This window comes from Stenotrophomonas sp. YJH_SMC_123 (assembly GCF_059368215.1).
The window spans coordinates 105,736-118,462 of the sequence record NZ_JCAFRM010000008.1 but is presented as its reverse complement, the minus strand read 5'-3'; the positions used below and the strand labels follow the sequence as shown (position 1 = coordinate 118,462).

The window sequence follows — 12,727 nt, the reverse complement described above, 5'->3', positions numbered from 1 at the left end:
GGACACGCCACCGTCGTTTCACCCGGCAGGGCGTATCAGGGAAGGCTCTCCGATGAACCTGCAAGGATCCTTTTCATGGCCGACCCGTCCCCGCGCGCCAGCTTATGGTCAGCTGATTCCGATCCGCACGGCTTCCGCCCGCTCGCCGGGACCACGCGCGCGGACGTGCTGGTGGTCGGTGCAGGCATGACCGGCCTGTTGACCGCCGCCCGCTTGGCCGACAGTGGCCTGGATGTGGTGGTGGTGGATGCCGGCCCCATCGGCGGGCGCAACACGGTGATGTCAACCGGCAATCTTTACGCTCCCGTGTCCCGGATGGCAGACCTGATCGCGCGTTGGGGCGGTGACACGGCACGTCGTGTCGTTCAGTGGCGGCAACACGCGCTGCGTTCCATCGAAACACTGGTCCACCGCTACGATCTGCACTGTGGCTTCGAGCGCGTGGCCATGCAGTACGGCGTGCAGGAGCGTTCGCGCGAGGCCACGGCGCAGTTCGAACGCGAGCTGCAGGCCTACCAACGCGTTGGCCTGCATTGCGAGCACCGCCAATCCGGGCTGCCGTTCACCTTGGGCCACGCTTTCCGCGTTCCCGACCAGGCGCAGTTGCATCCGGCGGCGTTCTGCAGGGAACTGGCCCGTCATCTGGTGGGCCGCGTGCGCATCCACGACTGGACCCGGATCACCCGCATCGAGGCTTCAGCCGGAGTGGCGACGGCCCCTGGTGCCCGCATTCATGCCAGGCACTTTGTGCTGGCCACCCACTCGCCAGCAGGATTCAACCTGGTGCAGGCCGAAATGGAGGTGTACCGCGAATACGGCGTAGCGGTACCGGTGGCCAATCCGCCAGCGGCAGGCATTCACTGGATCGCCGACCGGCACCGCTCGCTGCGCGGGGTGCATGGCGCTGATGGCCGCGACTGGCTGGTGCTGGTCGGGGAGACACATCGCACTGGCGAAACCCCGGCGATGGATCCGGCCCAGCATCTGGTCGCCGACGCGCGTCGCAACTTCAGCGTGCAGGGCGAGCCGCTGTGCTGGTCCGCGCAGCAGTTCCGGGCCGCGGATCAGCTGCCCTACATCGGCAGCAGCGCGCACGACAATGTATGGGTCGCTACCGGCTATGGGCCGGACGGATTGACCTGGGCGGGCGTGGCCGCGCGCGCGATCACGGAGGGAATCACGGGAACGACCAGCGAGATCGAGCAGCTGCTCAGCCCCATGCGCTTTACTCCGCTGCGCTCGGCTGCAGGCTGGGCCCGCACCAACGCCACGGTTGCGCGGCACATGGTGGGCGATCGCCTTGGAACCGCGTCGTCGCGCGCTCCCAGCGAGCTGGGCCGCGGGTGCGGTGCGCTGCTGGACGTGGGCGGAGAGCGCACCGCGATCTACCGCGATGATGATGGCCAGCTGCACGCAATGTCGGCGCTGTGCCCGCACCTCAAGTGCGTCGTCCAATGGAATGGCCATGAACGCACATGGGACTGCCCGTGCCACGGCAGCCGCTTTTCCGCCACCGGGGCCCTGCTGGAGGGCCCCGCCAGGCAGGGCCTCACACCGGCGGCGCTGTAGGCCGCCGCCGCAGCGGTGACCTCAGGCTTCGGCGGTTGCATCCGCTTCGCAGGGCATGCAGCGCTCCTTCTTGGACTTGATGTCCGCCGCGGTCTTCGCCAGTGCCTCGTAGCGCTGGCGTATCTCTTCAAGATGGGCCGGCTCCATCGATTCCAGGTTCAGCAGCTCTTGGTTGGCGTCCTTGCTGACCCGGATCAGCTCGTCCAGCTTGATGTGCAGCGCAGCGGTGTCAGCGTTCTGGGTATGCTGGATCAGGAATACCATCAGGAACGTCACGATGGTGGTGCCCGTGTTGACCACCAGCTGCCAGGTGTCATTAAAGTGGAAGGCCGGCCCGCTGGCGGCCCAGGCGATGATCACCCCCAGTGCCGCGACGAACGCCCCAAGACTGCCGGACAACCGCGCCGTGGCCGCCGCGACGCGCGCAAAGCCGCGCCGGATCACTGCTCACCTCCGCCGGCCTCCTCATCCGTCCGGCGGTCTGGCAGTTTGACCCGCTCACCCAGACGCGCGGCCTGCTCGTCGGGCGTCGGGGCTGCGACGAAGGGCGAGATCGGGTCACTGGCCGGGAACGTCTCCTGCAACGCCTCGTCATGATTGCGATGGTTATGCAGCTTGGCCTGAAGCGGGCTGACCGGATCGGTGCGCTGTGCTTCCGGGTCCGGGTGGGGCAGGTCTTTCTGATCGCGTTGCATGGTGAATCTCCAGGTTGGGTCCCACTGCCGTAGTGGCGGGCCCAGCATAGGAGCCGCACTGTGAGCGGCTGCATCAAGGGTGCGGCAACGTGGCGTCAAGCCTTCAGCCAATGCAGGTTAACAATCAGCCGTATAGCGCGGTTGGCGTCGGCCACCTGGTGTTCCGACGCTGCACGCAATCAACATCCCCTCACTCCATTCACCCTGCAGCAGCGACAATAGCCGCCCGTGTGCGCATGCATGTATTCCACTCATTGGTAGCAGGATCGCGAAGATGTCCAACACCCCCTTTGGCGAGTCGTCATGCGCTGCCGCAGCCAGCGGCTGCATCGAGGTCCGCGGCGCACGCGAGCACAACCTGAAGAACGTCGACGTCTCCATTCCGCGCAATGCGCTGGTGGTGTTCTCCGGGGTATCGGGTTCGGGCAAATCCTCGCTGGCGTTCGGCACGGTCTTCGCCGAGGCCCAGCGGCGCTACTTTGAATCCGTCGCACCGTATGCGCGCCGCCTGATCGACCAAGCGGGCGTGCCCGACGTGGATGCCATCGACGGCCTGCCGCCGGCGGTGGCCCTGCAGCAGCAGCGCGGTGCCAGCAACGCACGTTCATCGGTGGGCAGCGTGACCACGCTGTCCAGCCTGGTACGCATGATGTATTCGCGTGCAGGCGCGTACCCGGCCCACCAGCCCATGCTGTACGCCGAGGACTTCTCGCCCAATACGCCGCAGGGGGCCTGCAGCACCTGCCATGGGTTGGGCCACGTCTACGAAGTGACCGAAGCGCTGATGGTGCCGGACCCGTCGCTGAGCATCCGCGAGCGCGCCATCGCCTCCTGGCCGCCGGCCTGGCATGGCCAGAACCTGCGCGACATCCTGGTCACCCTGGGCTACGACATCGACGTGCCGTGGAAGAAGCTGCCGAAGAAGGACCGGGAGTGGATCCTGTTCACCGAGGACACGCCGACCGTGCCCGTCTATGCCGGCTTCACGCCTGCCGAGACGCGTGCCGCACTCAAGCGCAAGCTGGAGCCCAGTTACATGGGCACCTACACCGGCGCCCGCCGCTACGTGCTGCACACCTTCGCCAACACCCAGAGCGCGCTGATGCGCAAGCGTGTCTCGCGCTACATGGAAGGCAAGCTGTGCCCCGCCTGCAAGGGCAAGCGACTGAAGCCCGAAGCGCTTTCGGTCACCTTCGCCGGCGTGGACATCGGCGAGTTCATGCGGCTGCCGCTGGATCAACTGGCCGGGCTGCTCGAGCCCATCGCGCAGGGCGACTTCAGTGCACACAGCCACGGCGCACGCACCCGCAGGAGTGCGACGCCCCGCGATCGCGCCAAGCGGGCAGCCACTGGCCGTGCGACCCACGAGGGCGCGCCCGATGTGCGGCTGACCTCGGCCCTGTCGGAGGAGAAACGCCTGGCCGCGCAGCGACTGGCGGGTGGGGTCATGGCGCGGGTACGGCAGCTGCGCGAGCTGGGCCTGGGGTATCTCTCGCTGGATCGCGCCACGCCCACGCTGTCGGCCGGCGAACTGCAGCGCCTGCGGCTGGCCACACAGCTCAGCTCGTTGTTGTTTGGTGTGCTGTACGTGCTCGATGAGCCCTCGGCCGGCCTGCATCCGGCCGACAGCCAGGCGCTGTACGACGCGCTGGACCGGCTGCGCGATGGCGGCAACTCGGTGTTCGTCGTTGAACACGATCTGGAACTGATGCGACGTGCACAGTGGCTGGTGGACGTGGGACCGCAAGCGGGCGAGCACGGCGGGCGCGTTCTCTACAGTGGCGAGCCCGACGGCCTGCGCCGCATCGAGGACTCGCGCACCGCGCGGTACCTGTTCGACCAGGTGCCTGCGCCTGCCAGCCGGGAGCGCAGCGCCGACCGCTGGCTGGAGCTGAAGGGCATCCACCGCCACAACCTGCAGGGCGTGGACGCGCAGCTGCCGCTGGGAGTGCTGACCGCAGTGACCGGCATTTCCGGATCGGGCAAGTCCAGCCTGATGGCGCAGGCGCTGCCCGAGCTGATGCTGCTGCACCTGGGGCACGAGCCCGTGGACGACAGCGCCGACAGCACGCCCGAGGACGGGCCAACCGTGATCGAAGCGACGCGGGGCCGACTTGCCGGAGCCGTGGACGCCATCCAGCGCGTGGTGCAGGTGGACCAGAAACCGATCGGCCGCACGCCACGCTCCAACCTGGCCACCTATACCGGCCTGTTCGATCACGTGCGCAAGCTGTTCGCTGCGACCCCCGACGCGCGACGCCGCCGCTTTGACGCCGGCCGCTTTTCGTTCAACGTGGCCAAGGGCCGGTGCGAGACCTGCGAAGGCGAGGGTTTCGTAAGCGTCGAACTGCTGTTCATGCCCAGTGTCTATGCGCCATGCCCCGCCTGCCATGGCGCCCGCTACAACGAGGCCACGCTGAAGGTGTTGTGGAACGGCCGCAACATTGCCGAAGTCCTGCAGATGACGGTCGACCAGGCACAGACATTTTTCGCCGGTGAGGAAGCCATCGCGCGGCCGCTGCAGCTGCTGCACGAGATCGGCCTGGGCTATCTCAGGCTCGGCCAGCCGGCCACGGAGCTTTCAGGGGGCGAGGCGCAGCGCATCAAGCTGGCGACCGAGCTGCAGCGCAGCCAACGCGGCCGCACGCTCTACGTACTGGACGAACCCACCACCGGCCTGCATGCATTGGACGCAGACAGGCTGCTGGTGCAGTTGCAGCGGCTGGTGGACACGGGAAACACCGTGGTGATGATCGAGCACGACATGCGGTCTGTCGCACAGGCCGACTGGGTGATTGACGTCGGCCCGGGCGCAGGCGGCGCAGGTGGAACCATCGTGGCGAAGGGTACGCCACGCCAGGTGGCCCGCGCCAAGGGCAGCAGGACGGCGCCGTTCCTCGCCAGGGAACTGGCGCTGTAGCGACGTCATCCCCGGCTATCGCACTCCACCACGCCGGGCATCTGCAAGCCGTTCGCCGATCAGGCGCCGCTCACATAGCGCGGCGCCGGCTGCGCACGCGAAAGGCCCGGTGCCATTGCCTTGCGTGCCTGCTCGAAGGCGTCCCACTCAGCGATGTCCGGAAGCGCGGGAATGGTCACAAGTTCACCCTGCGCCAGCCCGGCCAGGGACGCGTCCACCATGTCTTCGGCGCTCATCACGATGCCCTGTGGCAGGTGCTCCACCGGCAGGCCGGAAAGGTGCCAGAAGTCGGTTGCGGTGGCGCCCGGCAGGACGACCTGGACACGCACGCCCTTGTCGGCCAGCTCATGGTGGAGCGACTGCGAGAACGCCAGCACGAACGCCTTGCTTCCCGCGTAGACCCCGTTGAGCAGCTCCGGTGCCAGCGCGACGATGGAGGCGATGTTGATGATCGTGCCCCGGCCACGTGCCACAAACACCGGCGCTGCAGCATAGGCCAGGCGCATCGCGGCGTTCACGTTGAGCGTGATCATGCGCTCCATCTCGCCGATATCCGACTGCAGCAGGGGCGCCGTAGCGCCGATACCGGCATTGTTGACCAGCACCTGGATATCCGCTCGGCCTTGAATGACCTTTTCAACTTCGGCACGCCCGTCGGAGGTGGTCAGGTCCGCGGCGACGATGTCCACCGTGCGGCCGGTGCTGCGGGCCAGCGCTTCGGCCAGTTGGCGCAGGCGGTCGGCGCGTCGCGCGACCAGGATCAGGTCATGGCCGGCGTGGGCCAGGCGATCAGCATAGATCGCCCCGATGCCGGACGATGCGCCAGTGATGAGTGCGGTGCCGTGATGGGTAGGGTCGTTCACAGAGGTCAGTCCGAACCGGCGAACGTCGCCGGGGTCAGGGGAAATCTAGGCCGGCTTGTACGTGTCGTAAATGTCGTATATACCTCGTTTACGGCCACCCCTGAAAAACCGTCATGCTCAGTGTTGGATTTGTCCTGCCCGCCGGATTCCAGACCATGGCGATCGCCGCGGCGTCCGCCTTCGAACTGGCCAATGCCACCGAAGGCGCGCGCCTTTACGATCTGCACATGCTGTCCGAACAGGGCGGGCTGGTGCCCAGCTCGCTTGGCATGGCCATGCAGACAGCGCCGCTTGCGCAGCAGCCGCTGGATACCATGATCGTGGCCGGCCTGCTGGAGCCAGCCCCGTCCAGCGGCGCGCTGATCGATCCGATCCGTCACGCGGCCGCACGCACGCGCAGGACCGCGTCGGTGTGCACCGGCGCGTTCCTTCTCGGCGAAGCGGGGTTGCTGGACGGGCGCCGCGCCACTACGCACTGGTTCCACGCACGTGCGCTCAGGCAGCGCTTTCCCGCCGCGCAGGTGGAGGAAGACCGCATCTTCATCACCGATGGCCCGATCTGGACCTCCGCCGGCATGAGCGCGGGGCTGGACCTGGCGCTTGGCATGATCGAGCAGGACTTCGGTGCGGATCTGTGCAGGGCGGTGGCCCGGAAGCTGGTGATCTACCATCGGCGCGGAGGCGGGCAGTCCCAGCATTCGGTGCTGCTCGAGCTGGATGCCCGGTCTGATCGCATCCAGAACGCGCTGACCTTTGCACGCCGCAATCTGCGCGCCACCTTGTCGGTTGAAGAACTGGCGCAGGCCGCGCATCTGAGCACCCGCCAGTTCAGTCGCGCGTTCCGCGAGGAAACCGGGCAATCCCCCGCCAAGGCAGTGGAGGGCCTGCGGGTGGAGGCCGCTCGCGTGTTGATCGAGCAGAGCCGCTACACGATGGATGAAGTGGCGACTGAAACGGGCTTCGGTGATACCGAACGCATGCGACGTGCCTTCCTGCGCGCCTTCGGCCAGCCGCCGCAATCGCTGCGGCGCAACGCACGGGGCGGGGCGGACTGAGTGTTCATGGCTGGATTCATGGGATGATGCACCACTGCGCCCGACTGCCACTACATGCACACACTGACCGATCCCCACCTGCTGAATGACATCGCTGAGATCGGCCGTATTGAAGCAGTGCCGCGCATCCTTGAAACTGTCGCCCATATCACAGGCTCAAGATTCACCGCGATTGCCAGGGTGACAGAAACCACGTGGACCGCCTGCGCCACCCTGGACACCTTGGGGTTCGGGCTCGTTCCGGGCGGGCAGCTGGTCCTCGAAACCACCCTATGTGACGAGATCAGGCAGTCATCGACCTCCGTGGTGTTCGCGCACGCCAGTGCACATCCGCTGTATTCCAAACACCATACGCCCAGGATCTATGGGCTGGAGAGTTACGCCTCCGTGCCGATCCATCGGCCGGATGGCAGTTTCTTCGGCACCCTGTGTGCCATTGATTCGTCGCCGGGCAACTTCGATGAGGCGCATGTCCAACGATCCATGGAGCTGCTTGCCGACCTCGTTGGCAACTACCTCGACAAAGAGGATCAGCTGCTGGAGGCAGAGACAGCCCTTTCAACGGCACAGCGTGTTTCCGATCTGCGCGATCAGTTCATCGCGGTGCTGGGCCATGACCTCCGCAGCCCGCTGCAGGCCATCAGCGTGGCCGCCGATTCACTGGAACTTGAGGCAACATCCGAGCGCCAGCAGCGGATGCTCGCGCACATCGCCGCCAGCGTCACCCGGATGGATGGCCTCATCGGTGATGTGCTTGATTTCGCCAGGGGGCGGCTGGGAGGAGGCATTCCGGTCTCGCTCCAGGAAAGCCACACCTTGCAGGCGGCGCTTGAACAGGTTGCAGAAGAAGTGGCGATCGCTACCGGTCGGCAGGACATCAACGTCCAGATGCGGATCGAAGGTGGCGTGGTCTGCGACACCGGCAGGCTGTCGCAGCTGCTGGCCAACCTGCTGACCAACGCAGCCCAGCACGGCGAGCGCTCCGCCCCAGTCACGCTGAGGGTTCAGGCCGCATCCCATCGCCTCACGCTGGATGTGCATAACGCCGGCTGCATTGCGCCTGAGCGGCTAGGGACGATTTTCAGCCCGTTTTCGCGTGAGCAGGGCGAGCTGCCCAGGCCAGGGCTTGGCCTGGGCATCTACATTGCATCGGAAATTGCCAAGTCCCACGGCGGAACACTGGACGTGCAGTCGAGTGAGAGCGACGGCACCGTGTTCACATTCCAGATGCCGACCGCGGCGCGTCCATGAAGGTGGGCGCCAGGCAACAGAAGGGCTCCGGCACCGCGCCGGAGCCCTGGCCACTCACTTTTCCTGCAGGAACGTCAGCAGGTCCTGGTTGACCTTGTCCTTGTGGGTGTCGGTCAGGCCATGCGGCGCACCCGGGTAGACAATCAGCCTGGCGCCCTTGATCAGTTTCGCTGACTGGCGGCCAGAGATATCGATCGGCACGATCTGGTCGTCGTCACCGTGGATCACCAGGGTGGGGAAATCGAACTTCTTCAGGTCGGCGCGGAAATCGGTGGCCGAGAACGCGGCGATCGAATCGTAGGTGTTCTTGTGGCCGCCCTGCATGCCCTGCGCCCACCACGCATCGATCAGCCCCTGCGACACCTTCGCACCGGGGCGGTTGAAGCCATAGAACGGGCCCGACGGAATGTCCCGATACAGCTGCGCGCGGTTATCCATCTGCGCCTTGCGGATGCCATCGAACACTTCGATCGGCAGGCCGTTGGGGTTGTCGGCGGTCTTCAGCATGAACGGCGGCACCGAGCTGATCAGCACGGCCTTCTTGACCCGGCCGGTGCCATGCCGGCCGATGTAGCGCGCCACTTCGCCACCACCGGTGGAGAAGCCCACCAGGGTCACATCGTGCAGGTCCAGTGTGTTGATCACCGTGGCCAGGTCATCGGCGTAGTGATCCATGTCGTTGCCGTCCCACGGCTGGCTGGAGCGCCCGTGACCGCGACGGTCATGCGCGATGACGCGGTAGCCGTGGTTGGCCAGGAAGATCATCTGCGACTCCCAGCTGTCCGAATTCAACGGCCAGCCATGGCTGAAGGTCACGACCGGGCCGTCCTTCGGGCCCCAGTCCTTGTAGTACAGCTGCACGCCGTCGGCGGTGGTGATGTAGCTGGCAGTGCGCGCGATGGCGGTGACCGGAGCCGGCTTGGCCGGTTCGGCGGCCTGCGCGGACAGGCCGGCCTGGACCGAGAGGGCGAGGGCGGCAACGGCCAGGGTACGGGCGAAGGTGTTCATGCGGAAACTCTCATGGGTGGGTGGTGAGACGTACTTTGCGCCTGCAATCAGGCGTCCGGGTGATGAAGTGTCCGGATTTCTTGATAGATCGTCTTGCATGGATGTGCGCACACCAATCGCTCGCGATCGCCTGTTGACAGAGTAGAACGATCGTTCTACCTTGCAGCCATGAGCAAGCTCACCACCGACACCCAACAGAAGATCCTGGCCACGGCCGAGGCCCTGATCTACCAGAACGGGATCCACGCCACCGGCATGGACCTGCTGGTGAAGACCTCGGGCGTGGCGCGGAAGAGCATCTACCGCCACTTCGAGAACAAGGACGACGTGGCCGCCGCTGCATTGAAGGCGCGCGACGTGCGCTGGCTCGCCTGGTTCCGGCATGAGTGCGAGAAGGCGGACAGCCCGGAAGCACGCATCCTCGGCATGTTCACCGTGCTCAAGAACTGGTTCCAGTCCGAGGGCTATCGCGGTTGCGCCTTCATCAATACCGCAGGGGAGGTCGGCGACCCTGCCGATCCGATCCGGGAAATCGCGCGGAATCACAAGCAGAAGCTGCTCGATTACACGCGGGAACTTACCGAACAACTGGATGTGGAGCAGCCGGCGGACCTGGCCCGTCAGCTGCTGATCCTGATGGAAGGCGCCATCACCCTGTCGCGTGTGATGGGTGATTACGGCGCCGCAGACACCGCGAAGGACGTTGCGAAGCTGTTGTTGGAACAGGCCAAGCGTTAGCGCCTGGGTACGCCAGATCCTTTGAAGCAACCCGTATATCCATTTCGATTGGAGGTCTCCCCGTGTCCGCAGAACAGCCCCGTCCGCCGCTTCCTCCGTTCACCCTTGAATCGGCCATGCAGAAGGTGCGTCTTGCCGAGGATGGCTGGAATTCCCGCGATGCCGACAAGGTGTCGCTTGCCTATTCGCTCGACACCCAGTGGCGTAACCGTGCCGAATTCACCAACGGCCGGGAGGAAGCCCGGCAGTTCCTGGCACGCAAATGGAACAAGGAACTCGAGTACCGCCTGATCAAGGAGCTCTGGGCTTTTACCGAAAACCGCATTGCTGTCCGCTACGCGTACGAATGGCGCGACGACTCCGGCAACTGGTTCCGTTCCTATGGCAACGAAAACTGGGAATTCGGCGCCGATGGCCTAATGCAGCGCCGCTTCTCGTGCATCAACGACCTGCCGATCAAGGAGAGCGACCGCAGGTTCCATTGGCCGCTGGGGCGTCGCCCGGATGATCACCCGGGGTTGTCGGAGCTGGGCATGTGATTCCCGCTGAGGCGCCTTCCGAAGCGTGCTCAGGTACGATGGGGCGGCCGGCATCTGCGCCGGCCGGGGCAGGGGTGCAATGGACATGCAGGCAGGGGGCGGCGTCGATCCGCCGGCAACGACCGATTCGCAGGAACTGACATTCCACTGGCTCTACCAGCGGGTGCAGGGGCTGGTTGAGCACAGCATCTACCCGAAAGCGGGCAGGGTGGAGACGTGGGCGTTCCGGGTGGGCGCACTGGCGGCCGCCATCGGCATTCTCGGTAGCCAGCTGCCTGATCGATGGCTTCCGCTTGCGGCTGCACTGGTTTTGGTCAGGGTCTGCCTGGCGGTGGAAATCGGAGGTTTTGTCATCGGCGGGTTTCTCGCAGCCCGCCGCGGACTCCGGCAGTTCGTACAGCCACGGCTGTCGCACGCGCAGGAAATGGATGGCGAATTTACACAGTGGCAAGCGGTGATCGCCGAGCTTCGGAAGTTTCCCAGAGTCGAGCGTGAGCGCCGCCTCAAGTATGTCAGCCACTTGCGATCCAGCATGATCGAGCGCATGGGATTAATGTACGGAGGGCTGCAGCGCCTTGGGCCATTCCCACTCTTGATTGCCCTCTATCTGCAGTTCCGCCAATGGAGATGGGGTGACTGGAGCAGCGCCTTTGATGTTGGCGCGCTGGGGGCTTTCATCATCTACGCCCTCGTACTGCTATACCTCACAGGATGGCTATTGATCGGGCTGCGTTCGCGCCTGGATACCTACGTCGCCCTGCTTGAAGGCTCCATCCACGAACCCGAGTCCGCGCCGCCAGCGCCGATGTAGAGTCGAGCCATGCTCGACTACTGCATACCGCACCGTGCCCCATCAGGCACCTCTCCAGCAAGAGCTCGGCGTGCCCGATCCATCAGAACTGGCTCCGGCAAACCTATTCATATTTGCTACCGTGCGTCGAGGGCATAGGCGAGGAGCACGCAATGTTCGTTAGGGCGGCGATGTCTTTCAGCAGCTCCTCGGGTCCGCCGACGGGAGAAGATCTGGCGTTACGGCGCGAAAATAGGTCGAGCTAGTGGGCGACGCAGCTCGCTTCAATCGATACGCCGGCGTCAAGGGCAACTGGAACGACTCTTGCCCCCAGATGTATACCCATGAAAAACGACGCCGTCGCTCCCAATCCTGTAGACGCCGTCGTGATCGGCGGAAGTTACGCTGGCATGTTCGCCGCGCTTCAGCTTGCTCGGGCCTGTCGATCAGTGGCGATCATCGATCATGGCAATCCGCGCAATCGAACCGCCAGCCGAGCACACGGCTGCCTCGGCTGGGATGGCTGCGTCCCCGCCGATCTTCTTAGGACCGCTCGGCATCAACTTGGAGCCTACAGCCACGTGCGCTGGATCACAGACGAGGCCGTGGGTGCGCAGGGCTCGATCTGCACCGGGTTCAACGTCAGCTGTGCGCCAGGCAAGACAGTGTCAGCGGATCGACTGGTCTTGGCGTACGGCGTCACAGATGAGCTCCCGGATGTCCCAGGCTTAGAAGATCGGTGGGGCAAAAGCGTCCTCCATTGCCCCTACTGTCATGGCTACGAGATCTGCGGAGGGTCGCTTGGGCTTCTGGTCGCCGCGGACGACGATGCATTGGCGCATGCCAAGGCACTGCAGCAATGGGGGGAAATCATGATCTTCCACCGGGGGGATCGGACGGAGGAGGCGTTGAACGCTCTGGAGAATCAGCTTAACGGCATTGACGCGGCCTTGGAGCGAACACCGTTGGTCGGCGTTTCTGAAGAAGCCACGGCGGACCTCGCCGACGGGCGCCGGCTAAAGCTACGGGCCCTCTTTTTACACCCCGAAACGAAACTAAGCTCCCCGATCGCACACCAACTGGGGTGTGAAACCGAATCTGTGGGCTGCATTTCAACCGACTCGGCGAAGCAGACCACCGTGGAAGGGGTGTTCGCCTGCGGGGATGCAGCCCGGTTCGCAGGCAACATCGCCCTGGCCATCGGAGAAGGCGCGCTCGCTGGCGTGGCGGCGCATCGCTCGTTGTTGGGGTTGCTTGACTAAGCAAGCACGGGCGTTCGCCATGCCTTCACGGTGGCGT

Annotated in this window: 12 protein-coding genes; 8 read left to right on the top strand and 4 right to left on the bottom strand. The window is 65.2% G+C overall.

All coding sequences use genetic code 11. The annotated features are described in order from the left end of the window. Positions 1 to 75 precede the first annotated feature (75 nt). The gene (locus tag AC5P5W_RS17165) at positions 76 to 1,569 is read left to right on the top strand and encodes an FAD-dependent oxidoreductase (protein ID WP_197574199.1); all 1,494 of its coding nucleotides are present in this window, start codon (positions 76 to 78) and stop codon (positions 1,567 to 1,569) included. Between the two features lie 21 nt (positions 1,570 to 1,590). Here AC5P5W_RS17165 and AC5P5W_RS17160 read toward each other — a convergent pair whose 3' ends face one another. Next, positions 1,591 to 2,013, bottom strand: a complete 423-nt coding sequence (locus tag AC5P5W_RS17160; RefSeq protein WP_014647164.1) for a low affinity iron permease family protein — start codon at positions 2,011 to 2,013, stop codon at positions 1,591 to 1,593. After that, the gene (locus AC5P5W_RS17155) at positions 2,010 to 2,264 is read right to left on the bottom strand and encodes a hypothetical protein (RefSeq protein ID WP_164076882.1); all 255 of its coding nucleotides are present in this window, start codon (positions 2,262 to 2,264) and stop codon (positions 2,010 to 2,012) included. Before AC5P5W_RS17155 ends, AC5P5W_RS17160 begins: the two co-directional genes overlap by 4 nt. Positions 2,265 to 2,538: 274 nt before the next feature. On the opposite strand from AC5P5W_RS17155, the gene AC5P5W_RS17150 reads away from it, so the two are divergent. Then, a complete protein-coding gene (locus AC5P5W_RS17150; RefSeq protein ID WP_197574198.1) occupies positions 2,539 to 5,184 on the top strand; it encodes an excinuclease ABC subunit UvrA in 2,646 nt (881 codons plus the stop codon). Between the two features lie 59 nt (positions 5,185 to 5,243). On the opposite strand, the gene AC5P5W_RS17145 is transcribed toward AC5P5W_RS17150, so the two are convergent. Continuing rightward, positions 5,244 to 6,047 carry an SDR family NAD(P)-dependent oxidoreductase gene (locus tag AC5P5W_RS17145; RefSeq protein ID WP_032962419.1) on the bottom strand — a complete coding sequence of 268 codons (804 nt, stop codon included), beginning with the start codon at positions 6,045 to 6,047 and terminating at the stop codon, positions 5,244 to 5,246. Between the two features lie 155 nt (positions 6,048 to 6,202). Here AC5P5W_RS17145 and AC5P5W_RS17140 point away from each other — a divergent pair, with 155 nt between their 5' ends. Together AC5P5W_RS17140 and AC5P5W_RS17135 are read left to right on the top strand one after the other, a co-directional pair. Continuing rightward, positions 6,203 to 7,102, top strand: coding sequence for a GlxA family transcriptional regulator (locus AC5P5W_RS17140; RefSeq protein ID WP_229653766.1), 900 nt, complete (start codon positions 6,203 to 6,205; stop codon positions 7,100 to 7,102). A 54-nt stretch (positions 7,103 to 7,156) separates the two neighbouring features. Beyond that, positions 7,157 to 8,353: an ATP-binding protein gene (locus AC5P5W_RS17135; RefSeq protein WP_197574197.1), complete on the top strand. Its 1,197-nt coding sequence runs from the start codon at positions 7,157 to 7,159 to the stop codon at positions 8,351 to 8,353. A gap of 54 nt (positions 8,354 to 8,407) precedes the next feature. Here the strand turns inward: AC5P5W_RS17135 and AC5P5W_RS17130 are convergent, their stop codons facing one another. Then, entirely contained in the window at positions 8,408 to 9,361 is a 954-nt protein-coding gene (locus tag AC5P5W_RS17130) for an alpha/beta fold hydrolase (RefSeq protein WP_197574196.1), read from the bottom strand. Positions 9,362 to 9,529: 168 nt separating this feature from the next. Between AC5P5W_RS17130 and AC5P5W_RS17125 the strand changes: the two genes are divergently transcribed. The 4 genes from AC5P5W_RS17125 to AC5P5W_RS17110 all read left to right on the top strand — a co-directional run bounded on the left by AC5P5W_RS17125 (position 9,530) and on the right by AC5P5W_RS17110 (position 12,690). After that, the gene (locus tag AC5P5W_RS17125) at positions 9,530 to 10,099 is read left to right on the top strand and encodes a TetR family transcriptional regulator (RefSeq protein ID WP_180834668.1); all 570 of its coding nucleotides are present in this window, start codon (positions 9,530 to 9,532) and stop codon (positions 10,097 to 10,099) included. 116 nt (positions 10,100 to 10,215) lie between these two features. Then, positions 10,216 to 10,638, top strand: a complete 423-nt coding sequence (locus AC5P5W_RS17120) for a nuclear transport factor 2 family protein (RefSeq protein ID WP_495221338.1) — start codon at positions 10,216 to 10,218, stop codon at positions 10,636 to 10,638. 79 nt (positions 10,639 to 10,717) lie between these two features. After that, positions 10,718 to 11,449, top strand: a complete 732-nt coding sequence (locus AC5P5W_RS17115; RefSeq protein ID WP_197574194.1) for a hypothetical protein — start codon at positions 10,718 to 10,720, stop codon at positions 11,447 to 11,449. A gap of 323 nt (positions 11,450 to 11,772) precedes the next feature. After that, on the top strand, positions 11,773 to 12,690 hold the full coding sequence (locus tag AC5P5W_RS17110; RefSeq protein ID WP_197574193.1) for an FAD-dependent oxidoreductase: 918 nt from the start codon (positions 11,773 to 11,775) through the stop codon (positions 12,688 to 12,690). Positions 12,691 to 12,727 lie beyond the last annotated feature (37 nt).